Here is a 23,057-nt window from a genome sequence, read left to right on the forward strand (position 1 = left end):
GCCTTCGTGTATCCGGTAAGACGCCTGCCGCTACCAGATTTTACAACCAGGTTGTATTGATCTTCGTGGGCTGATAAACAAGGGCAGTGAAGGACGATCTGGAGGGAGTCAGCGACCAGATGCTCGCCGATCAACTCCAGGCAGCCGCCGATCGCGTCGAAGACGGAGAAGCGGCTCGCATCCTGCGAGGCAAACTGATCGACGAAGCGGGCCGACGGGACTGGAAACAGGAAGACATCGCCAAGCTAGCCAGAGTGAAACAGCAATCCATCTCGAAGCGGCTCAAGAAGAAACAAGGCCGCGAGCACGACACATCTGAATAACCCCAACGCGCCCCGAGCCGACGCACCAACGTCGACCCGGGACGACTTGATCCACCAGACCCCACTGCTAAGGGCAAGTCTGAGAGGACCCAATGCGCCACGATAGTGCTGCGTTGCTGGTCAGCGGTAGCCCCGCTGATCTTTTACCCGTATTTCCGCCGATCCCCTCATGGGTGCCCGACGTGGTGGCCGCTCTCGTGATCGGCCTCGGCGTCATCGCCACGCTTTTCGCCCTCTGGGAGCTCCGCAAGGGCGCCAAGGCACTCATCCGTAAGGCAAAGACCAGCAAGACCCCGGGAGAGGACCTCCTCACCTGGGTCGCCGCCGCCATCGCGACCGGCGTCTCCGCTCAGGGAATGTGGCGGTTCGCCGGCGACATCCTCGGCTTCGACGGCCCGCTACGGCTGCTGCTCTTCGCCTTCATCGAAGTCGCCATGTTCACCAGCGCCGTCCGTGCCCGCCGCAACATGCGGGAGAACTTCTCGGCGGGCATCGACGGCCTGGCCGTGTGGGTCCTCACGTGCCTGTCGGCGGTCCTGTCGTGCATGGACGCCCGCAGCATCCCCGAGGCCATCTTCCGCCTCGCCGCTCCTCTCGTGGCCGCGTGGTTGTGGGAGCGCGGGATGGCGATCGAGCGGCACCGCGCCACTGGGCGTCGACGCATCCACTGGCGCATCACCCCCGAACGGGTCCTGGTGCGCCTCGGCCTGGCGGAGGCACAGGACCGTACCGCGGAGGAGGTCGACGCTCAGCGCCGCCTCACCAAGGTCGCGCTGGCCGCGAAGAAGGCCCGCGCGTTGGAGCAGGCAGGCAAGACCGGCTGGAAGATGCGCCGCGCCATGGCCCGCCTGGAGGGCGCCCTCGACGCCGCCATGCAACACACCGTGCTCGCCCGCGACGAGGCACTACAGCGGTCGCTCCTCGACGGGGTCACCACCGCCTACAGTGCGCCGAGCCTCATGAAGCTGCCCCCGGTCGCGGCGTGGGCGCACCTCGACCACCCGGCGGTGACCGGCGCCGCTCGCCACAGCGAGGCGGTGGTGCTGGCCGAGGAGACTCGCCGGCTGACCGAGGCGATCCTCTCTGAGCGTGGCCACGACCGGGAAGTGTCCGCGGCGGTGACCTCGATGGCTGCGCTCATCACCGGCCGCCACCTGGCGCCGGACGCGACCGCCACCGGGCCTCTGGTGGCGCCTGAGGTGGCGCAGCAGGTAGCGGCCCGGGTGGCGCCCGCGATGACGCTCGTCCCGCCGATTCCCTTCCAGCTGGGCGCCGAGAGCCCCTTGGCCGCTACCTTCGGCGCCACCGACGACGCCACCTCAGGCGCCACTGCCGAGCAGGTGGCGGACGAGATAGCGGAGGCGGAGGCGAACGAGGTGATCGCCCGGCTCCGCGACGACCTGTCCGACGATGAGAGCGCCACCAGCGACGCCACCGAGACCGCCACCCCCGGCGCCACCCAGGCGATGCGGCGCTACTGGGAGCAGGAAACCACCGCGGGCCGTCTCCCGTCCGGCGCCGAGCTCGCCCGGGTGGGCGGCTGCGTCAGCAGCTGGGGCCGGGCGAAGCGCACCGAGTGGCTGGAGGCGATGGACGGCCGACGCCGCCGGGCGCTGCTCGCCCAGGACGCGAAGAAGGCGACGGCGTGACGCACTCGATCAACGACGAGCCGGCCGGGCGGGTCAGTGTCCCCGCCCAGCCGGTCGACCGCCCTGCCCCCGCTGCCCCCGTGGTCTCTGAGGGGGCCGCGCGCCCGGCCGCCGAGCCGGGCGAGGCCTCGCCCGGCCGCGCCCTGGCCCCGGTCGGGCTGATCCTGGTCATCACCGGCGGCACCGCCTCCTGGTCTCTGCTCGGCCCGTGGCCGACCGCAGGTCTGGCCGTGGGCGGCCTGGTCGCGGTCGGCGCGGTGGTCCGGTGGCGTCAGGGCGCCCGTCCGGCTCTGCCCGCAGGTCGGCCGCCGGGCTGGACCTGGTCGGCGCCGTCACCGCGCAGCGCCGGACGGCCCCGCCTGTCGAGGCCTTCGATGTCGCCCGCCCGTCCCCGCTCCGGCCGGACGCCCCAGGGCGGGCAGACCGGTCGGAGCCCGGCGTCCGCGGTGTGGAGGAACTTCCGAGCGGCCGGGCGCCCGGCCCGTGCGGCGCGGCCGCCGGTGCCCGCCCGGCCGCGCGTCCCTGACCCCCGGCCGCCACGGCGCCGCCCCAAGGGCAAAGCACCGCAGGTGAGCCCGTACGGGTGGGCCTGGTGGGGCCGCGGCGCCGCCGCCGTCACCCTCACCCCGCTCGCCCTGATCCTGCGGGGGAGCACCGAACTGGTCCGCGCGCTGGAGCCGCCGGAGCAGCCCGCCCCGGCGCCCGCCGCTACCGCGCCGAGGCCGAAGAAACCCAAGCAGAAGAAGCCCTCAACCGCGCCTGCGCCTGCGGCGCCTGTCCCTCGGCCGGGGCCCGCGATCCCCCGGCCCACCGCCGCCGCATCCACCACCAGCAGCTCGTCAAGGAGTACCACCATGTCGTCGGGGAACATCATCGCCGCCTCCGAGGCGCTGCGTGACTACATCGGGGCGTTCGTCCCGCAAACCGCTGCCGACATGACCGACTTCGTCGCCGACCTGCATGAGGTCTTCACCGCGCTCGACGAGTCGCTCGCCAGCGTCAGTGCCCGCTTCAGCGACGAGGAGCCGGTGCACCCCGTCGTGGTCGATCACCTGGGCGAGCTGCGGAGCATGGTCAGCGCCCTGGTCGACGTCGCCGCCGACGCCGGCCCGATCTTCAAGCAGGCGCACGAGGCCGACCTGGAACGCCTGGACAACCCGCGTCCGAACGAGCAGAAGATGGACCACTCCCAGCAGTGAACGACGACTGGACGCGCCCGCTGCTCATGGCGGGTGCCCTCTACGCTCTGGCCGGCATCGTGTCGATCACCGGCGCCGCGCTCATGCAGTTGGCGTGGGTGACGGTCGCCGCGGCGGCCGGGGTCGTGGTCGCGCTCGCCGTGCGCGAGGCCAGCGTGGCCGCCATGGCCTACGCCGTGGCGGTCATCGCCGCGGCCGGGGCATGGCTGGCCTACACCGTGATCGACTCGCCCTGGACGGCGACGGCGATGACCTCCTGGGCGATCGCGACGTGCTCGCTGGGCCCGATCTACCCGGCGATGCGCGTCTACCGCGCCCGGCTCGCCGCGCGCACCGAGGCCGAGCGGGAAGAGGCCGAGCTGCGAAGACACAGCAGCGAGTGGGTGCGGCTGTGGGCCCGCGCCGGTGTCAAAGGGCTGGCCGAGACCGGCCGCCAGGAGACCCGCGCCGGGCTGAGGATCTACATGGACCTGCCCGAGGACGGCAAGGTCGGCCTGGCCGCCATGGACCGGGCCTGCGGCTCGGTGGAGATCGCCCACGGCAACCTTCGCCGCGGCGCGGTCAGCGTGGAGGAGGGCGAGCTCGCCCACCAGGTGATCGTGCACGTCTCCGCGATCGACATCCTGGCCGAAACGATCCCCATCCCCGACGACGTCACCCCACGCACCGGCGACCAGCCGTTCGGCGTCGGCCGTCACGAGGACGCCGAAGAGACACTGCTGAACCTGGACAAGCACCTGATGATCGTCGGCATCACCGACGCGGGCAAGAGCAACCTGACCAACGTGGTCATCAAGGAAGCCGGCCGGATGGTGGACACCCTCATCTGGGTGATCGACCCCAAGGGCGGCCGGATGGCCTCCCCCTGGCTCCAGGCGTGGCTGGCCGGGCACGCGGACCGGCCCGTGATCGACTGGGTGGCCACCACCCCAGCCGAGTGGGACCTGATGCTCAACGCGGCCGAAGCCATCCGGGCGGCCCGCGCGGAAGCCCGGATCGGCGGCGAGAAGGTCACCGCCTCGGCGACCTGCCCCCGCATCCTGATCGTCATCGACGAGATCGCGGACGTCGTCGCGTCCCGGGCCACCCTGAAGAAGATCAAGGATCTCGTGCGGAAGGGACGCAGCGAGGAGATCAAGCTCGCGATGATCGGCCAGAGAGGCACGGTCACCATGTTCGGCGACGGCGACACGAAGAGCCAGATCGGCAACGTGATCGGCCTCGGCGTCGCCCGGGTCTCCGACGGGCAAGCCGTCTTTCCCGATGACCACACCATCGCCCGCAGCCTGGCGCGCATGCAGCACCCGGGCTGCATGTACGTGAAGGCCGGGCTGCTGTCGCGGCCGATGCCGTCCAAGGGCTACCGCATCGAGTACAACCAGATCCCCCTGTTCGCCGCCGCCCTGGCCGACCTACGCCCCGGGTTGGATGAGCTGTCGGCGGCCGCGGCCGGTGACGCTTACGCCCAGCGGTGGGAGTGGGAGCGGTGCGGCCACCTGGTCGGCGCCCGCGCCGCCTCGGCGGCCGCTGACGTCCCCGCCCCGGCTCGCTCCGGAGGCGGCGGGGTGCCAGACGGGCCGGTCGACGACGCCGCGGCGTTCGCGGGCTTGGTGTCCCGGCTCGGCCCCACGGTGCCGCCGATCCTGTCGGCCGTGGAGGGAATCTTCGAGGCGCTCGGCGGACCGGCCCGGCTGCACACGCGGCTCATCTTGGAGCAGCTCCCGCCCGGGGCCGGGGCCGGGCTGACCGCCCGGCGCTTGGGGATGCTGTTGGGCGCCCTCGGCGTCAGCCCCGTCGACGCGTGGGAAGAGCCCGACGGGACGCGTGGCCGCGGCTACCGGCGCGAGCACCTGGCCGCCGCCCGCACCCGGATCGAGACCGGCCAAGCGGTGCCGGCCGAGGTGTACGCCTGGCCCGGTCAGGCCGACCGGAGCCCGTCATGATCCGTGGCGAGACCCGTGCACGCCCACGGATCGACACGTGTCGATCACACGTCCTCCCACGGATCGACCTGCCCCCTGAACTGCGCGGATCACGTGTCCCACGGATCACACGGGTACGGCCGCACGACGCCCGGCACGCCTGAAAGCGCCGTTCGCGGCCCGTGCCGATGGCACCCGTGCGATCCGTGGCGCCGCGACCCGCTCACCCCGCCCCGCCGTGCTGCGCCTGTGCGGCTACGGCTGCGCGGCCACCGTGATGTTCGCGATCCCGGGCACCCTGTAGCCCTTATGCCAGCCGATGCCGCGCCCCGAAGAGGCGTAATTCAGGGACCGAGCTGGGGACTATCGAGGGGACCAGAGAAGGAACCAACAGTTCACTACAAAGATACTTTGACTTGGGAAAACAGGGGACTATGATCGGGCCATGAAGCGCTCCTACGAGGAGTCACACCCTTGGCTCAAATTCCGCCTGGACATTGAGACCCTCGACCACGAGACCTGGATGTTGCTCGGAGAAGCCATCTCTAAGTGCGAACACATCGCAGGCGTCCCCCTCCAGCCTGAAGTGGCTAGGGAGCTCAACTCGATCTATCTCGCCAGAGGCGCTCACGGAACCACGCAAATCGAAGGCAACACGCTCTCCGAGGAAGAGGTCCGAAAGGTCGTCGATGACAAGCTGGGCCTGCCGTCGTCACAGGCCTACCTTGAGCAAGAGGTCAAGAACGTCGTCGACGCCTACAACCTGATCGTTAACGACGTCGCCCACGGACGATCACTCAACCTCACACCCGATCGGATCGCCGAGTTCAACCGGATGGTGTTGCGTGATCTCCCCGCCGAGGAGAATGTCGTTCCCGGTGAGATCAGTCTCAACAACGTGATGGTCGGCAACTCCTACCGCGGCGCTCCCCGCGAGGACTGCGTCTATCTGCTCGACCGCCTGTGTGACTGGCTACAGCAACTCAGTGTCGATGCATGGAAGCATGAGCAGTACCGGCAGCCCGTCGCCATCCTCTCGGCCATCATGGCCCACCTGTACCTTGCCTGGATCCACCCGTACGGCAACGGCAACGGCCGGACCGCGCGGCTGATGGAGTTCCAGATGCTCGTGAAAGCTGGTGTGCCCACGCTGGCCGCTCACGTCATGTCCGACTTCTACAACCGGACTCGCGGGGAGTATTACCGGGTGCTGGCAGCTACCAGCCGGGAGCGAAACCATCCGATCGAGAAGTTCATCAAGTACGCCCTGCAGGGCTTTGTCGATGAACTGCGAGAGCAGATCACGACAATTCGTAGCCATCAGCTCGGTGTGATGTGGGTGAACTACGTCTATGAGATGTTCCATGACAAGAACACGCCGGCGTGCATCCGGCAGCGCAAACTGCTGCTTGATCTGCCCACGGACCGGATCACTGCCCGCGCGAAAGTGCAGGATGTATCGCCTGACATCGCTCGGGCCTACGCAGGGCATACGCCCAAGTTGGTCAGCCGGGACCTCAACGCACTTCACAGCATGGGGCTTGTGAAACTGGATCGTCGAGGGGTGCGGCCGAACGTTGAACTGATGCAGGCGTTCCTGGCGCTGCGAGCAGAACCCGAAGATCCCAATCATCAATCTGACGTCGCGTAACCGGCCGGAGTGACCCGCACCCCCGTCGCCCCTGCCCTTCGGGGTGGGGGCGTTGCTGTGTCTGCCTGCGAACGATCAGCGGCCGGGGCCAGCATGGCGGCATGGACACCGAGCTGAGCGCCGCGATCAGCGCGCTGCCCCGCCTCGACCGTGACGCCGCCCTGGCCCGGCTCGCCCTCGCTGCGGGTGGGACGCGGGAGGATGCGGCAGCCATCTTGAACCCCTCAACATTGGCCACAACAGGACACCTGGCGCCCCAGATGTAGGTAAACCCGAAAGAAGTCAACAACGTCTCATAACCGTGAAATTACTCCTCAGTGCTCCTAGGAGACCGCTAAGGTCCACGGTTACGATCGAGTTAAGAGCGGCGACGAGGAGCAGACATGGCTGACGCCAACGCACAGCTACTCGCCATACCGGACAAGCGGGCTGCCAAGCTAGCCGGGATCTCGATAGCGAGACTGCGGTATTGGGAGAAGGTCGGCCTGGTAGTGCCGTCCATCCGCAGCCGGGTCAGCGCCCGCAACACGGTCCGCTTGTACAAATTCGGCGATCTGATCGAACTCCTCGTTGCGGCACAGCTGCGCACGGACAAGGAGATGACACTCCAGCGCATCCAGAAGATCGTCAAGAAGTTACGGGCCCGAGGGTACGCCGCCCCGCTACGCGAGTTGCCGTTCGCGGTCGTGGGCGATGAGATCTATTTCCAGCACCCTGACGGCACGTGGGAGGGCGACCTCCAGCCGTATCAGATCGTGATGCACCGAGTGCTCAACCTCGAACCGCTACGCGCCCGCATCGGCAAGGCGACTGAGCGAGACTCAGACTGTGTCGGGAAGATCGTCAAGGTTCGCGGAGTGCACGCCAGCAACCCGGTCATTGCAGGCACCCGCGTCCGCGTATCGACCGTTCAGGCATTCCTCGATGCTGGATATGACGTCGCCGGGATCCTTGAGGAGTATCCGTCGCTGACGACCGCCGACATCGAAGCAGTACGACAGTACGCCGTAGCTTCTTAACGCCCGCCTTCAACCCCCCGGCGGTTTTTGTTGCGTTTTTTCTTGGACAATGACGTCCCAATCAGTGTCGGCCGGATGCTTCGCCGACAGGGGCACACCTGGTGGACGGCGGATAATGCCCACCTCGCAGGCGATAAGGATGATGTTCTGACCGGCTACGCCGATGACCATCGTGCTGTTCTCGTCACCTTCGATAGGGAGTTCACGCAGCGGCGACGGCGGAACTCTATCGGCCAGCACGTGAAGCTTCGCTGTGTCGAGCCGCAAGCTGCCGACGTATTGGAGACGCACCTCGACGAGGTGGTGGAACTGCTGCGGGGGCGTGAGCACGTCACTATCAAGGTGTCCAAGGACGGTGTGGTGCCAGACAGCGACTGGCAGTGATCTCTGCGCAGACACACGCATCAGCTCCCGCCCCAGGGCGGGGGCTTTCTGCTGTCCCATACTGTCCTGTTATGACCTGCAACCCGTGAGGCGTGTGGGACGTCTTGTGATCGTTGGTCCCGGCTCAGGCGACGGGGAGCCGGGGCCCTAACCCGGGCGATGTCCTGACACGCCCGCACCGATCTGCCTACCGTGGACGTATGACCCCCGATGGCTTAGAGACAGTCACCTACATCACGCCGCGAGGCAGCAAAGTCACGCTGCCCTTCCTCACCGTCGAGCAGCGAGACGCCGCGGTTGAGAACCTATCCCCGGCAGCCCCCCCTCCCGAACCTGTGACGGCGGCGAAGGGGGACACCTGCTCCAACTGCGCAGGGGCGGGCGGGTACAACGAGCAGCGGGAGCAGAAGACCGCGGGCGGCGGCACTGTCGTCGTCGAGGTGTGGGTGTCCTGCCGGCCGTGTAAGGGCAACGGCACCCGGTAGAGCCGGGCGCACGAAGAACGCCCCGCTGCCCTCCATGTCGAAGGACGGCGGGGCGTTCAGGTGTGCTCCAGTCCCCGGGGTTGCGGGGAGATCCTACGGGGTGCCGGTCCTGGGGCTCCAACCTTTTGCATACCCGCCCCTATGCAAGCCGCCTCACATAGTGCATAGTGATAGCTATGCAGACGTCGACGGTGACCAACCCCCTCGCACTCGACATCGAGTGGCGCGGCGGCATCAACCCCCTCCACGAAGCGTTCGACGCGTCCCGCGTCGCCGCCCTCACGGCCAGCATGGAAGCCAACGGCTGGGACGGCCCTCCGATCGTGTGCGACCGGGCGCTACGCGACGCCGGCCAGGACCAGGCGTACACCGGCAGCCACCGCATCGAGGCATGGACCGACGTCCAGGACGACACCCAGGCGCCGATGCCATGCGCCTACATCGAGGACATCTGCGACCGGCACGACATCGATTGGTCCGCCCTGCTGGACGACGCCGACGGCAACGGCTACGACGCGGTCATGGCAGCGATCATGCTGCTCCCCGCCGACGTCTGCGAGGCGTACGGCCTCGACGCCGGAGGTCTCTGATGTCGACCGACCCCACCACCCAGGGCTATGAGGCCGACCCCGCCGACGTCGAGGCGCTGCTCGACACCGCGATCAGCGACGCCCTGGAGGAGCCCGACCCTCTCATCCGCTACACCCTCCTGACCAAGGACTTGGTCCTCTACGAGGCACTGGTGGGCCGGATCGCCGCAGAGCGGGCACGCGCGGCGGCGGCCATGTGGTCGCCTGGCGGCATGTCCTATGCGGCGATCGGCGATGCCCTCGGTATGTCCCGCTCGCGTGCCCAGCAACTCGTAGAGCGCGGCAGACCGTTCCCCATCAACCGAATCTCCAAGGAGCCCGCCATGACCGCCACCACCACCTACGAGATCCTCGCCAGCGACGGCAGCGAGGAGGACGGGATCCCCGCCTGGATGATCGTGGATGACACCGACTGCCTGCTCGCCGGAGTTGAGTGGAAGGACGGCGACAGCATCGACGACGCCATCGCCCGGTTCACCGAGGCGGGCGAGCTGCCCGAGGGGGCACGACTGGAGCGTCAGGAGCGCATGATCGACCCGTACCCGTGGCAGCCCTCCGGATACGCCTACCGGTGGACCATCACCGCCTAACTCTCCACCGCAACGCGAGAGCCCCGCTGCTTCGGAAAACGGCGGGGCTCATCCCCGCGTGCGCGGGGCCGCCACTCCCCTGCTGGGAAGTGGCGGCGCTCTCGTGTGTGATCTACGGGGCGGGCGTTCCGCTCGGCGTCGCGGTCGGCGTGGGAGTCGCGGTCGGGCTCGGCGTGGCCACCGGGGCGCCGCCCTTCTTGCAGTTGCCCGTCTTGAAGACTGCGGGGTTCGGGTCGACGTCGGTGCAGGTGTACTGCTTTCCGCCGGGAATGCCGAGGGCTGCGAGGTCGAGGGTGATGTACTTGAGCTCCGAGGCGTCCTGCCCGTCCTTGCCATCGACGCCGTCGAGGCCATCCTTACCGGGGGCGCCGGGCTTACCGGTCTCGCCCGGAGCGCCGGGCCTACCGGCGGGACCCTGCGGGCCGGTCAGGCCCCGCTCACCCTGCGGGCCCTGAGGACCTCGCGGGCCGGTCTCCCCCTGCGGGCCGGGGCCGGCCACCGTGCTCTGCCCCTGGGTGGCCTGCTTGGTCCACCACACCTTGACCTCGGTGGGCTTGCACTTGGTGGTGGCGTTGACGAGCCGCACGTAGCCGGTGCTCTTGGCCTTGCACGCGTAGATGAGGTCAGCGGCCGACGTCTGCGCCGCTGAGGCGGTGGTGACGCTGGACAGGCCGACCGCGAGGATCGCGGTGGCCGCGATAGCGAGAGGCGTACGGAGACGCATGAGAGAACTCCAGGGAAGGAAGGGAAAGCCGTGGCGCGGCCCAACCACCGTGGCAGGAGGGAACGATCCACGAGGAACAAACCAGGGCATGAGATGAAAAAGAGATACGCCCCCGCCGCCCCGAAGGACGACGGGGGCTCCCCAACTACCATCTGCTGCCATCTGCTGCCATCTGCTGCCAGATTGGCAGTTCCCGCCCTGGTCAGGCCGCCAGATCGTAGGCGTTGCGAGGCTTCGACGTCTGCCGGATAAACAGCGCCACCGCGAGACCGATGAACGTCATCAGCGGCGCCGTCTGCTCCGGGGTGGCATCCCACCCGAACGTCACCGCCAGCGAGATAGCAGCCTGAGCGAAGCCGAGGATGGCGCCCTTGATCGACCCGCCGTTGTCGAGGCTCTTCGTGGCGAACGCCACCCAGATGCCCGCGGCGGCGAGCACCACCGCGTTGATCACCGCGACCTGTGCGTCCGACCACGGCAGGAAGAACGCGGCAACGAGCTGCACACCGGAGGCGGCGAGGGAAGCCCACAGGGCGGGCTCACCCGTCAGGTCATCCCTGGTCACGCCTGCTCACCCTCGGACGCGTCGCCCTCGCCGGGCGCCGAGGTCTCGTCCTCGACGTCGCCCGCCACCAGCTTGATCGTGGCGGTCCCCGCAGGCACCACGTCGATCGCCTCGGTGACCTCCAGGCCCAGCGACGTGATGCGGGCGGTCAGCACCGCCGACCCCGGGGCGCCGGAGACGACCGTGCACGAGCGGGTGTCCTCCGACACCGAGAGGGTGGCGGCGCTCTCGGGGGCGATGCTCCACTCGATGTTCTCGACGGTGTCGTACCCGGCGGCGTCCTCGGTGTCCGCCGTGTACGTGACCTGCTGACCAGTGTTGAGCTGCATGTTCTCTCCTTCAGAGGTTTCGGCGGGGATGCCGGAGGCCTCGTCGACGACCAGGCCATGGGTGAGATGGATTCGGGTGGTGCCGAACACGTACGCGGCGAGACCATCCGCGAGTCGGCGGATGCTCTCCTGCACGGCCCGCTCGCTGACCTGCCGGTCCACTCCCGGCAGCAGGGTCAGCGGGCCATGCAGCACCGCAGCGGCTTGGAGGGCGGCGGCCCTCGCCTGAGCACGGTCGGTCAAGGGCATGGGGGCGACCTCCAACGAGCAACGGCCGCCCGGACGCGGGCAGCAAAAAGCCCCGGCCAACAGGTCCGGGGCGTGAGGGGATCCCGCCGCGGCGGCGGGTCCGGGGAGCGTTCGACGAGGAGCTCCGGGCGGTGCGGGTCGGCACGTCTCAGCAGCAACTGCAACAGGGCCGCCTCGATCACGCCGACTTCTCGGGCGGTGTCCACGACCAGGCCGACTCCCAGGTGGCCTCGTCCACCCTGCCGGTGTCCGGCAGGCCGACAGCGCGCTGCCAGGCCCGGCATACGCCCCGCGACTGCGGGCCGTACCAGCCGTCGACGTCGATCGTCCAGCCGCGCTTCGCCAACCGGGCCTGCCACGCCTCGACGTCGGCGCCCCGCATCATCGGGTCGCGGAGCTCCAGCAGCCGGCCGGGCCACAGGGCGACACCGTCTCGGACGACGACCTTGATGGGCTTCTCCGCAAGCTCGTCGACCGGCATCCCGGCCTTGACCCACGCCCGGAGCACCGACCCCGGGCAGGAAGTCGCGTACCGGTCCCCGTGGCACAGCTGCAGGAGCTTCCGCTCGGCACGCCGGCAGGACTCCTCATACAGCCGCCGGATCGACTTCTTCGCCGCCGGGGTCGGGTTGTTGGTGCCGATGAACGCCACCGAGATCCCGGTCTGGTTGTGGCCGGGGCAGTGCGCGCCCACGACGGTCCAGCCGCGGCCCTCGTAGACCGTGCCGTCCTCGTCAACGAGGAAGTTATAGCCGATGTCGTTCCACCCGTTGGTATCCATGTGGAAGTCCTGGATGGCCCTGACCAGCTGGCTTTTCGCCCCGGCGGTGTGGTGGACGAAGAACTCGGTCCGCTGCCCCCAGGTGACGGTGTAGCGGCTGCGGGGCGGACGAGCACCCCACTTCTTGCGGGGGATGATGTCCATGGTCAATCCTCTCTGCGCTGGTCGAGAGTGACGGCGAGCGTGTTCTCCACGCGCTGCACGGACCGCTCGACACGGTCCACCGCGTCACGGGCGCTATGGCCACCGTTTGGCAGGAGCTGCGCCTCTATGGCCTCCAGCCGGGCCATCACCCCAGGACGGGCCGGAACCCCGGGGCGGGCCGGTTCGCCCTTCCAGTCGTCCAAGGCGTCGTGGCCTTTCTTGATGAGGGCGAGGAACTTGAAGACGACGGCGCCACCACCGGCCAGGACGGCTAAGGCCACGCAGATGGCAAGAATGTCGGTCACACAGGGGCTCCGTTTCCAAAGGGGTCAGATGGCGATAAATGGCCGGATCCGCCGGACGGCACGTCTTAGGTGGCGATGAGGGGTGCTGCACGCAGAGACGACAGCAGCAGGTCGAGCGCGACCTTCGTGCCGGCGGCGTCGGCACGAAGCGCGTTGATCACTACGGCGTCGCTGCCGGACGCGCTCCCCGAGGTGAAGTTCGGCGGGTTCGCAACCGCGATGCCCTGCGGGAACGGCGGGGTGATCAGCTCGTGTACTACGCCGCCACTGTCCTTCCAATACGGGTCGCCGCCGGACGCGAACAGGTGCCCGCCACCGGCGGGGGTGGGCGGCGATGCCATGTTGCCGATCTTCCAACCCGCAGACGCCGACGTGAGCGGCGACTGCTGGCGAAGCAGAGCGCGGAGCTCGTCCACCTCGGCGCGCAGCTGGCGAATCTCAGCGGACAGGTCGCCGGGAAACTTATCCACCGGTCACCTCGATTCCTTCGAAAATCAAGTCGGCTTCTTCCTTGCCGGACTCGCGGGAGGTCGGGGTAACGCCGATGCCGATGATGCGCCGCACCCGGCTGTGGGGAAGGTGCCATTCGTTGTTCAGAAAGATCCGAGCCTGATCGCCCAGGCTGTTGGGGGTGAACGTCGGCTCAGCGCCCAAGGCGACGGTGATGGAGTCCACGCGCAAAGCGCCCGGCGCGGTCGCCGCCCAGTACGCCGCGTAGTCCTCCAAAGTCTGCTGCTCGATGACCGACGAGTAGGTGAGGGTGCGGTCGATGCGCGGCCAGCCCGCCGCGAGATGCGCCTCCGCCACATGGGGGTCGGACATGAGCGGCACACTGCTGGTCGAGGCGTCAGTTGAGATGCTGCTTCCGCGGGCACGCCACGAGGTGGCGCCACGCAGCGCGTCGACCTGCTCACCCAGCTCAAGGATGTCGCCGCCGTTCGGGCTGTCAACGAACACATGGGCGACCGCATCCGATCCGAGCGTGGGGTAGCCCCACACCCAGTGCCGCTCCAACCCGGCGGGTCCGGCGACGATGTTGATGGCCCATTCGAAGCCGGACTCGACCTGTGCGAGCTCGGTCAGCCGTTGCCCGTAGGTGGCCTCGTTCGCGGCGTAGGTGCGGTCCTGGGGCACGCCCGAGCTGCCGCTCTGGAGGGCGAGGTTGAGGCTGGCGTGCGGCTGCCCCTGCATGTGCTGCAGCAGGCTGCGGGCGATATCGATCTGGTCCTCGGAGACGAACTCCAGCGCCTCCTGAAGCTCAACATGCAGCAGGTAGGCATCCATCGTGGATCCGCGCAATTGGATCGCCGGAGTGCCGCGGCGGGACCGGGACAGCTGCGTGGCGGTGATCCAGTACTCGCCCCAGCAGACCCCGCCCCGGTAGACCTCACACGTGATGACGCCGGGGCCGATGGACAGGTCCGTGATGCCGCCCACGCCTTCCTCATCGCGGGGGATGACCCGGGCGACCCGGGCGGCGACTTTGCGGGACGGGATCGGGATCGTCGCGCTGAACGTGCCCGGCTGGAGGATGCGCTTGTCGAGGCTGACGCCTCGCAGATCCAGGTCGTCCAGGTAGGTGCCGTCCCACCTGCGCAGCACATACCGGTACAGAGCGGATCCGCGGCCCGGTGTGAACGGCGGAGGCGGCTCCGGGGCAGGCCCCGCGTCGCCCTCTGCGAGGCTGATTGAGACGCCGACCCCGTACCGCTCCCCCGCCGGAAGGGAGAGCGTGAAGGACTTCGCGCCGGTCGACGTGCTGGAGGCGATCTGCTTGGACGCCGCCGCAGACGTGAGCAGGTCACCGCTTTGCCGGCTGCCGCGCAGCGCGTACCCCGGCGGCGGCGTCCAGGTGACGGTGCCGGTGATGCCGCCGGTGATGGCTCCCGCACGGATCTCCAGGTGCGTGGCCGAAGCTGCGGTGACCGGCGGGGTCACCACTTCGCCGGCGAACGTGATCACGGTAGCGACCTTGGGGGGGATGGTGGTGGAGGCGTCCCGGACACAGATGATGTGGACGATGCCGTCAGCGTTGACCGGCTGGGAGAAGCTGAAATTCGAGGACTCGCCGCCGGTTGCGGTGCGCCGCCACACCCGAGTCGCAAGCTCATCGTCAGGGTTGCGGCTGGCCATCGTTGTCCACCCGCTCGCGGACACCCCGGACAGGCCCGAGTCGCCGAAGTAGACGGCGATCAACACATCGCCCTCGACAACCCCGGACGGTTTCGTCACGCTGATGGTGGGCGCGGTTGCGGAGCCGATCGACTGAGAGCGCACACTGATCGCCACGACTCACCCCCAATCGGGTCGTCGCAGGTCAGATCCAGGCGTCCCGGTACAGGAAGACGGCCCCTCGGCCGCCGCCAGAGCCGGTGGTGTAGGTGATCGGGTTGCTGCCTCGCGCCAGCACGAAATCGCTCACTGGGGCTGAGGCGCCGGTCAGGGTGGACATGACGCTGACGCCGCCCACGGTCGCGTTACCGTCCGCCGTCTCGATCAGCAGCCGTTCCCCGTCGGCGAGGGTCAGCGAGAACGCCAGGGTGCGGCCCGTCGCGGAGTTCGCCAAGGTCGGGTTCGTTGCCGGCCCGTCCAGCCTGATGACTGGGTGGGTTGAGATGTTGCCCGCGTTGGCCAAGGCTGTGACGACCCCGACCGGGACATCCACACCCGTGCGTGCCAGGGCGTAGCGGCGCGGGTCCGCGCACGCGATCAGCACCGACACCGTCGGCAGACCTGCGTTGTAGTCGCCGTCCATGGACACGGCGCGGTCAATGACCTGGCCGTACGCAAGCTGCGGATCCCCGTGCCCGCGGATGACCAGCGGCAGCGGTGTTTCGTCCTCGGGTAGGCCGGTGACGGCGTCGATCTGCGTCAGCAGGTCATCGATCAGCGTCGGATCCGTGGCCGAGTTGGGTTGCAGGCGGATCGTGACCAGGCGCTGCTGGGCGAGTTTCCGCCCGTCCCACGCCCCGTGCTGGGCGGGTCTGGACACGTTGAGGTTGTCGACGCCCGGCAGACTCCGCCACCCGTCGACCGGCACCAGCACCCCGATGTCTGTGCCAGCTCCCCACAGGGTGGTGAGAGCCCACTCGACCTGTCCCGGCTGGGTGATCTGGTCGCCGGGCAAAGGTGGCACAGCGGCTACGAGAGTCGGGAACTCATCTTCGGTTTCGAACGCCGCCAGGGTGAAGTTCTGCCCATAGGCCAAGGTCAGCGGCGGGAACTCGTCTGAGGTCTCGAACGCTGCCAGGTACAAGTTCGCGTTCGGGGTGACCACCTGCAGCGGCGGGAACTCGTCTGCGGTCTCGAACGCGAGCAGATGCAGGTTGACCTGCAGCGTGTAGCGGCCCTTGACGACGATCGGGCGGTTTGGTCTGGTGCGGCCTAGGCGAGCCACCGGCCACCGCCTCTCTTACCAGGACGCGGCGCGGTGGACAGCAGCGGTGGACAGCACAGGGCGGCGCCCTGCAGGGGCCGGGAGGGAGGCGACGGCGACGGTGATCCCGTGCCGGTAACCGACCGTCAAACTGGCGGTGAAGTTGACTGTGCCCGTCGCCACGTTCGAGGTGAGAGCCTTGACCGCCAGGGACGCCATGGTGTTTCCACCGGCCTGCTGGTCGCTTTCCTCGCTGTACCCCGGCGGCGGCGTCCAGGTGCCGGCCTCAAAGTCGGGGTAGGCGGCAGCCCACCGCAGCTCCAGGTCGCTGGATCCTGCCGGGGTAATGCCCGGGGTGGGGGCGGTCGCGGAGAAGGCGTCGTTGCCGGTCTGCGCAACCACCGGCGTCGTGATGTCCGCTCCGACAATGGCCGCGATCGCCACACATCCTCGACCGGCCGAGTTTTGCGTGAAGGTGTAGTTCGCCGGCTCGGAGCCGCCTGCGACTTTCCACCACACTTTGCTTCGTAGGTCGAAGCTGCCGCCGCTGCCGCGGGTAGCCAGTGACTGCCAGGTGGCGCCCCCGGTAGGGGTGCCCATATTGGCCAGCGTGCCCTCGTCCGTGCTGTGGAACGCGATCAGGATGTCGTCTGCCGCCGTGCCCGCCGGTTTGGTGATGTTGCCTGAGCCGGTGGCATTGAGGGTGCCCGTCGCCACCGCCCGCAATGCGGCAGGCACCTATGCCCGCTCGAAAAACATGGTCGCCCTCACACTGACCGTGTCAACGGCGGTGAAGCGCAGCACGAACCCGTGGTCGGGGGCGCAGTCAGGGGTGTCGCCGAGCGGGATGTCGTACAGGAGGGTGCCGCCGTTCGGCGACAGTGGGATCTCCCCGATGACGGTCAGGACGGTCGGCTCGGTCGTCCAGTTCCGGGCGGCCGTGACGCCGTGCGCAATGGTTCGCCCGTACACCTGAGCTGGGGTCACGGAGGTGGAGTTGGTGCCGGGCGCGTTGGTGGCCCACGTGCAGTAGCACAGCTCGCAGACGACGGAGGCGTCCGTGGCATCCACACCGGTGAACCCCCACCACACCTTCTTCAGGTCGAGGCCGAACGCCTCCCCTGACTTGATGCCGAGCACGCTCTTAGCGGTACTCGCGACGAGAGAAACGGCGGCGCCGGTAACGACGCTGTATCCAGCCTTGGCCACAATCGGCCCCCTTACATGCGAAAACCCCGCACGCTGGCGGGGTCGAAAAGACGAAAAGAGGGGTGCATGCAAAGGCCCGGAGGACATCCCTCCGGGCCTTCCGTATGTCACTAGGCGACCTGCCCCAGGTGGGCTCGACGCCAAATCCCATCCGTATGTGGAGTGATTGAAAATACTCCGTCGGCGGTGGTGTACTGCTGGCCGAAGTAACGCAGTAGCAGAGCCAGATCGTCGCTGGCCCGGTAGATCAGCAGCCCTTCAGCGGTGAGGGTGGTTTCCGTCCACTCCAGCGGGTTGATCAGCCACCCCGACTTGCCGGGCGTGCTCACCAGCTCGGCGAACGACACCACCTCGATGGCCTGGCCGCCCGCCGAGTAGCCAGGCCCAGAGGACTCCCCGGCGTCCCATGGAGCCGCCCCATAGGCCGGGGAGGTCTGGGAAAAGTTCGGGGTCACCGACCCCGTCCACAAAGCCCCCACGAACACTCCCGGGGTGGTGTCTCCCAGGTCGAGGGTGAGGTTGCCGTTGTGCAGCTGGACCTGAGGGTCCACGAACACGGCATCACGCGTGAGCGCCACAGCGTCTCCTAAGGCAAGTTGATGTTGACGTGCTGGCGTTCACGCCCGCGGGCGGTTTCACGGATGACGTCGTTGCCGAGCTGGTCACGACGCCGCTGCCAGCGGGTGCCGTCCTCGGTTCGGCCCTCCACCACCTGGTCGCGGGTCACCCACGTGCGATCACCCACAACCACGTCCGCGGTGCGGCCCTCGCCGAGCGGAGCACCGCCGCGTAGCCACGCCCCGAACGGGCCATCGACATCGGGATCCCAAGGCATGGCGAAACCGCCCCTCCTGCTCGTGAAGGGGCGGTTAGCCGCGCCCTGAAATACGCATCGCGACCTGGGCCGCGAACTGATCAATGTCGGCTTCGGAGCGGACCGTCATGCCGTTGAGCGCGACCAGCGGGCCACCGCCCGACGACCCGCCAGACGAACCGCCCTGCCCGGCCTGACCACTGGGCGCCGCACTGGACCCGCTGGACGACCACGACGGGGACGACTGAACTGGCTTGGACACGCGCGACCAGTTGACGCTGCCGCCCAACATCGCCACCCCGGCCGTACCCCTGGCTGCCCCCTTGATCTCAGTCGGCGGCGGCTGCTTCAACGCTTGCGTGCTCCTGACCGCAGACAGCGCCGTCCCGCCGCGGGGCGAGCGCTCATCGCCCTTGGATCCGGTCGACCCCTTGGATGAGCTCCCACCGCGGGGGCTGCGCTCGTCGCCCTTGGACCCCGCGTTGCCCTTGGCGTCGGCGGCGGACGCCGCGGCGGAGATCGCCTCACCCAGCAAGGTCACCGCATCCGTCAGCGGAGGCACCTGCACGGCGATGACCTCACCCCACCCGGTCACCTCACCAGCGAGATGCCCGGCGATCTCCCCCACACCGGCCAGCGACTGGGTGAGGGTGCCGGCGTCTCCGAGAGTCGCGTCCAGGGTGGACGTGGCCCCGCCGAGACCAGCGGTCAGGTCCATGGTCGTGGTGTCCAGGGAGGAGCGAAGCGCACCAATACCGGTCACGGTGACCATGGCCCCACCAGCCGGCATCGGGATACCACCTCCGCCGGTCGTGGACCCGCCCGCGGTGTTGACGGCGACGTGTTCGGGCACCACCGCCATCCCCATGATGCCCGCAGCCTCCTGCAGGATCTGCAGGCCACGGTCACGCTTCCCAGAGGACAGCGGAATATATGCCTCCATGCCGGCCTCGCCGAACACGACGTCAGGCCCAGACCGGCCGGAAATCATGTACGGGGAACTGGCGATCATCGCTGCGGGATTCGACCCCAGAGACCGAATGCCGCCTGAGGCCATGTACTGGCGGCCGTCAGTGTTGTAGATACCGCCGTACGCCCTCGGCGCTGCCGGCGCCCTAATGCCGATGGGAAGTTCCAGCTTGATGCCGAGGAGTTGCTTCGCGAAGGCGTACGCCTTGTCCAGCGCAGCCTTGGTATCCAGTTCGATCTTGACTTGCTTGTCCTTGAGCTTGGCCAGCTCATCCTTGAAGTTCTTCGAGCCGGTAGTCGCTTTGTCCGCCATCTCCCGGGAGATGCCAAACTTCTCGGCCAGCTCATACACCCGGTCCCGGGCTTCCTTCGAGGAGCCGGCCAGCTCGAACAGCTTCGGCAGTTGCTCCGCGACCGCGATCGTCGCATCACCTGTGCGGCCGGACAATTTCTCCTGGGCGTCCGCGCCGGTCGCGACCTTTTCCAGGTAGCCGCCGAACGCTTCGCGCGCCAGTATCACAGCGTCGCGTTGCTTATCGGTCATCCGGGAGTTGATCTCAAGCTTGCCGGATGATGCCTCAACCGCCGCAGCGGCGTCCTTGTAGGCGGTCTCCACATTCCGGATCGCCTGCATGTAGTCCGTGCGGGCGCTGAAGGTGTCCATGGAGGACTGGAACCCATCGAGGCGCTGCTTGGCCTCGTCGATCCCACCGGCAGCGGTAGCCGACGCCGTCCCGGCTGCACCGACAGCCTGGGTGTACTGAGGGAAAACCTCCTTCAGCTTTTCAACTGGGACGCCCATCGCCGCGGCTTCCTTCGCAAGCCGCGTGAACGCCTGCTCGGCCTCGCCAGCCCGCCCACTGGAGACCAGGTTGGCGAGCTCCTGATCCATGAATCCGATCTTCTCGGCACTCTTGTCAAACTCCGTCGTGCCGAGCGTCACCACGTTCATCAAACCCAGGTAGCTGGTCTTGAATCCCTCCAACGGCCCGGGGTTGGCGAGACGGCTGACTGCCTCCCGGAACGACTCGCTGCTGTCACCAGCACGGCCAAGGGCCTCATCCCACGAGTCGACGTCCTTGACGACCGTGTCGAGCGAGTCGCCCCACTGCTCAGCCAGCTTGCCGCTGAGCTGCCCGGTCGTCGCGAACTCGGACATCTCCTTCGACATTCCGCCGAGCTTCGTGTCCAGCCCATTGAGATTGCTGTCCAACAAACCAAGCGCGCTGGTCACTGCGAGCACACCGCCAGCAGCACCAGCAGCCTGGCCAAGGCCAGCGAGTTTGCCCTTGTTTCGATCTGCGGCGGCGCCGGCCTTGTCAATGCCGCCGCTGAGGCTCTGCCAGAACCCCGCGGCAGCGGACACCGCCTGGTAGCCCTTGACGGCGACCACCACGGCGGCAATGGCGATTGCCGCCGCCTGGATCTGGCCGGGGCTCATCTTGCTGAGCACCTCGGCCAGCAAGACGAAGGCGCCAATCTTGATGGTGGCACCCAGCTTGGCCGCTGCGAAGATCGCCGCAACGCCCTTGGCGATGGCCTCGACCTGCTCCGGGCTCATCTCGGCGAGCTTCTCCGACAGGGTGACGAGGAAGTCCAGGGCGCCCGCTCCAGGCCCGGCTCCGGCTTCGAGGATCTTCCCAGCAAAGGTGGCGATATTGCCGAGGACCTCACCGACCTTCGGCCCGTTCGTCTGCACATAGGACATGAACGCCTCGAACTCAGGGCTGCCCTTGAGGTTCTGCCCCCAGTCTTCGAAGCCCTGAGTCATGTTCTCAAGCCACGTCATGAGCTGATCGGTGTACGGGAGGAAAGCCTGGATGATCCCAGCCAGCCCGCCCGCCACGTTCCCAGCAGCGGTGCCGAGCCCCTCGATGGCGCGAGGAGCCTGCTCAGTCAGGTCATCAAAGAAGGACGTCCACTGCTCGCTCTTCAGGCCTTCGTTGGTCTTCTTGATGAGCTCGTCGAACGCCTTCGCCGACGCCTTAATCAGCGGGGTGCCGGTCTTCATGCCCGTGCTGAGCAGGTCCATACCAGACCTGATCACCGGGAAGACGTCAGGCTGCAGCGACTGCTGCCAGTCGACGTACTCGTCCTTGAACGCCTTGATGTCCTTCGCGAGCGCCTTCTCCTGCTTGCTGAGCTTGGCAAACGCGTCAGTGAGGCCACCCGCGCCACCGCCGCCACCGGCAGACGCCATGGCTGCCTGCTGCTGCAGATGCAGCAGCTTGAGCTGCCGTTCAGCGTCGGCCACCTTGTCCTGTGCGGCCTTCAGGTCCTCCTGAGATCGCTGGTACTCCTTGGTGCCCTTGACCCCAGCGGCGTTTGCTACGGCCGTGTCCTTGCGGGCCCGCTGGGTCTTGACCTCCTGCTCGCGTGACCGCTGGTGCGCCTGCTCCACGCCGAGCATGGCCCGCTCGATGTCAAGGGCGGACGCGTCCGGATCGGCCTGGAGCTCGGCGAGCCGGGCCTCGGCCTCGCGCACCGCGAGGGCCGCGTCCTTCTGGCTGAGGATCGACCTCTCCAAAGAGAAGTTGAGATCTTCGAGGGCCCTGCGCCCGGCCTCACGCGCCCTAGTGAGGTCCTCCTGGGCCTGGCGCTCGTCCTTCTGGGCATCCGCGAGCCGCTTCTCCGCTGCCTCCAGTTGGAGGGCCTGCTGCGCTGCCTGCGCCGCAGACTGACCAGCCCCGCCTGTCGCCCCGCCAGCGGCCTTCGCGGCGCTCTCCTGTGCCGTCAGAGCCTCGTTGATCCGGCCAAGGGAGGGGACGGCGACCGCTGCGAATCCGGCCGCTCCCAGGCCTGCGGCAGCGAACGCGCTACCGAGGGCGGTCACACCAACCGCGATCGTCGTTACCGCAGGCAGGGCAGCCAGAGCCGCCCCTACCAGGGCGATGCCCGCCAGTGCGCCACCGACGTTAGCGTCCACGCTGATATTGGCGCTCTTGCCGCTGAGGCGTGAGACCTCTGCGTCGATCGCAGACAGCTCCGACAGCGCGGCGCCGGCGTCCGCGCGAATGTCGATCGTCGCGGACCTGTCCAGTCGCGACAGTTCCCGCTGAATGGCGGAAATTTCCGCCATGGCGGCGCCAGCATCCACGTCTATGCCGATGCGCTGGGCCGCGAGCGATTCCAGGCGGGAACGCAGCTCGGCAACCTGGCGCTGCGCAGGTGTGGAGTCAGCATCGATGGGAATCTTCGGCAGGGATCGGGCTGCCTGTTCAACCTGGCTGCGTAGACGCTCAGCGAACGTCCGGTCCGCCTCGATGTCGATCGTGACCGTCCGGTCGTCGATCCGCTGCATCTCCCGGGCGACGGACTCCAGGTCCGTCAAAGCATTACCGATGTCAGCGCGCACATCGAAGGACGCGCCATCCTCCAACGCCCGCAGTTCCTGCTGGAGAGCGGCCATTTCGATCAGCGCGGCGCCGGCGTCGATGTCGACACCGATCTCCTTCTGTGAGAGTGCCTCCAACTTCGCCCGAAGCGCCGCAACCTTGATTTCGGCTGGCTTACTGTTGGCGTCAATCTCGATCTTCGGGAGCTTCTTGACCGCGTCTTCGAGCTTCTTACGCATGCCCGTCGCGAAACCCGACGTCTCCGCCAGCTTCCTGTTCAGGCCCGACAGGTCCCGTCCGGCGGCCTTCGCTCCCGCCTCAAACGCGGCGATATTCAGCCTCAGCCGAACCGAAACGGAACGATCCGCCACAACGACTCACCCCGCTCCGCTGGTCACAAATCGAGTCGTTTCGGCCGCAAACCACACCAGGGGCGTGGCATCAT

24 protein-coding genes are annotated in these 23,057 nt (G+C 68.0%); 11 read left to right on the forward strand and 13 right to left on the reverse strand.

Annotated elements, in window-relative coordinates:
- The first annotated feature begins 86 nt into the window (after positions 1-86).
- The 11 genes from OIE13_RS22135 (at position 87) to OIE13_RS22185 (ending at position 9,812) form a co-directional block, all read left to right on the forward strand.
- A complete protein-coding gene (locus tag OIE13_RS22135; protein ID WP_326828656.1) occupies positions 87-323 on the forward strand; it encodes a hypothetical protein in 237 nt (78 codons plus the stop codon).
- Between the two features lie 173 nt (positions 324-496).
- Positions 497-1,972 carry a hypothetical protein gene (locus OIE13_RS22140; protein ID WP_326828657.1) on the forward strand — a complete coding sequence of 492 codons (1,476 nt, stop codon included), beginning with the start codon at positions 497-499 and terminating at the stop codon, positions 1,970-1,972.
- Positions 1,969-3,171, forward strand: a complete 1,203-nt coding sequence (locus OIE13_RS22145) for a hypothetical protein (RefSeq protein ID WP_326828658.1) — start codon at positions 1,969-1,971, stop codon at positions 3,169-3,171. The genes OIE13_RS22140 and OIE13_RS22145 overlap by 4 nt, the downstream gene beginning before the upstream one ends.
- Complete coding sequence (locus OIE13_RS22150; RefSeq protein WP_326828659.1) at positions 3,168-5,114, forward strand: hypothetical protein; 1,947 nt, start codon at positions 3,168-3,170, stop codon at positions 5,112-5,114. Before OIE13_RS22145 ends, OIE13_RS22150 begins: the two co-directional genes overlap by 4 nt.
- Positions 5,115-5,538: 424 nt before the next feature.
- Positions 5,539-6,744: a Fic family protein gene (locus tag OIE13_RS22155; protein ID WP_326828660.1), complete on the forward strand. Its 1,206-nt coding sequence runs from the start codon at positions 5,539-5,541 to the stop codon at positions 6,742-6,744.
- Positions 6,745-6,845: 101 nt separating this feature from the next.
- A complete protein-coding gene (locus OIE13_RS22160; protein WP_326828661.1) occupies positions 6,846-7,010 on the forward strand; it encodes a hypothetical protein in 165 nt (54 codons plus the stop codon).
- Between the two features lie 117 nt (positions 7,011-7,127).
- Positions 7,128-7,763, forward strand: coding sequence for a DUF433 domain-containing protein (locus OIE13_RS22165; protein WP_326828662.1), 636 nt, complete (start codon positions 7,128-7,130; stop codon positions 7,761-7,763).
- 42 nt (positions 7,764-7,805) lie between these two features.
- Complete coding sequence (locus OIE13_RS22170; protein ID WP_326828663.1) at positions 7,806-8,147, forward strand: DUF5615 family PIN-like protein; 342 nt, start codon at positions 7,806-7,808, stop codon at positions 8,145-8,147.
- Between the two features lie 200 nt (positions 8,148-8,347).
- Entirely contained in the window at positions 8,348-8,632 is a 285-nt protein-coding gene (locus tag OIE13_RS22175) for a hypothetical protein (RefSeq protein ID WP_326828664.1), read from the forward strand.
- 176 nt (positions 8,633-8,808) lie between these two features.
- Positions 8,809-9,222: a hypothetical protein gene (locus OIE13_RS22180; RefSeq protein WP_326646703.1), complete on the forward strand. Its 414-nt coding sequence runs from the start codon at positions 8,809-8,811 to the stop codon at positions 9,220-9,222.
- A complete protein-coding gene (locus OIE13_RS22185; protein WP_326828665.1) occupies positions 9,222-9,812 on the forward strand; it encodes a hypothetical protein in 591 nt (196 codons plus the stop codon). Before OIE13_RS22180 ends, OIE13_RS22185 begins: the two co-directional genes overlap by 1 nt.
- 112 nt (positions 9,813-9,924) lie before the next feature.
- Here the strand turns inward: OIE13_RS22185 and OIE13_RS22190 are convergent, their stop codons facing one another.
- The 13 genes from OIE13_RS22190 to OIE13_RS22250 form a co-directional block, all read right to left on the reverse strand.
- A complete protein-coding gene (locus OIE13_RS22190) occupies positions 9,925-10,536 on the reverse strand; it encodes a hypothetical protein (RefSeq protein ID WP_326828666.1) in 612 nt (203 codons plus the stop codon).
- 202 nt (positions 10,537-10,738) lie between these two features.
- Positions 10,739-11,101, reverse strand: a complete 363-nt coding sequence (locus OIE13_RS22195; RefSeq protein ID WP_326828667.1) for a hypothetical protein — start codon at positions 11,099-11,101, stop codon at positions 10,739-10,741.
- Positions 11,098-11,679, reverse strand: a complete 582-nt coding sequence (locus OIE13_RS22200; RefSeq protein WP_326828668.1) for a hypothetical protein — start codon at positions 11,677-11,679, stop codon at positions 11,098-11,100. Before OIE13_RS22200 ends, OIE13_RS22195 begins: the two co-directional genes overlap by 4 nt.
- A gap of 178 nt (positions 11,680-11,857) precedes the next feature.
- On the reverse strand, positions 11,858-12,604 hold the full coding sequence (locus OIE13_RS22205; protein WP_326828669.1) for an N-acetylmuramoyl-L-alanine amidase: 747 nt from the start codon (positions 12,602-12,604) through the stop codon (positions 11,858-11,860).
- Positions 12,605-12,606: 2 nt separating this feature from the next.
- The gene (locus tag OIE13_RS22210) at positions 12,607-12,909 is read right to left on the reverse strand and encodes a hypothetical protein (protein ID WP_326642845.1); all 303 of its coding nucleotides are present in this window, start codon (positions 12,907-12,909) and stop codon (positions 12,607-12,609) included.
- Positions 12,910-12,974: 65 nt separating this feature from the next.
- The gene (locus OIE13_RS22215) at positions 12,975-13,379 is read right to left on the reverse strand and encodes a hypothetical protein (protein ID WP_326646697.1); all 405 of its coding nucleotides are present in this window, start codon (positions 13,377-13,379) and stop codon (positions 12,975-12,977) included.
- Positions 13,372-15,141, reverse strand: a complete 1,770-nt coding sequence (locus tag OIE13_RS22220) for a hypothetical protein (RefSeq protein WP_326828670.1) — start codon at positions 15,139-15,141, stop codon at positions 13,372-13,374. Before OIE13_RS22220 ends, OIE13_RS22215 begins: the two co-directional genes overlap by 8 nt.
- Before the next feature lie 85 nt (positions 15,142-15,226).
- Positions 15,227-16,306: a phage distal tail protein gene (locus tag OIE13_RS22225; protein WP_326646694.1), complete on the reverse strand. Its 1,080-nt coding sequence runs from the start codon at positions 16,304-16,306 to the stop codon at positions 15,227-15,229.
- A gap of 15 nt (positions 16,307-16,321) precedes the next feature.
- A complete protein-coding gene (locus tag OIE13_RS22230) occupies positions 16,322-17,023 on the reverse strand; it encodes a hypothetical protein (RefSeq protein WP_326828671.1) in 702 nt (233 codons plus the stop codon).
- Positions 17,024-17,494, reverse strand: coding sequence for a hypothetical protein (locus OIE13_RS22235; protein ID WP_326642853.1), 471 nt, complete (start codon positions 17,492-17,494; stop codon positions 17,024-17,026).
- A 110-nt stretch (positions 17,495-17,604) separates the two neighbouring features.
- Complete coding sequence (locus OIE13_RS22240; protein WP_326642855.1) at positions 17,605-18,072, reverse strand: hypothetical protein; 468 nt, start codon at positions 18,070-18,072, stop codon at positions 17,605-17,607.
- An 8-nt stretch (positions 18,073-18,080) separates the two neighbouring features.
- Entirely contained in the window at positions 18,081-18,329 is a 249-nt protein-coding gene (locus tag OIE13_RS22245; protein WP_326642857.1) for a hypothetical protein, read from the reverse strand.
- A 34-nt stretch (positions 18,330-18,363) separates the two neighbouring features.
- Positions 18,364-22,983 carry a hypothetical protein gene (locus tag OIE13_RS22250; protein WP_326828672.1) on the reverse strand — a complete coding sequence of 1,540 codons (4,620 nt, stop codon included), beginning with the start codon at positions 22,981-22,983 and terminating at the stop codon, positions 18,364-18,366.
- Between the last annotated feature and the right edge of the window lie 74 nt (positions 22,984-23,057).

Source organism: Streptosporangium sp. NBC_01810, assembly GCF_035917355.1.
Lineage (GTDB): Bacteria > Actinomycetota > Actinomycetes > Streptosporangiales > Streptosporangiaceae > Streptosporangium.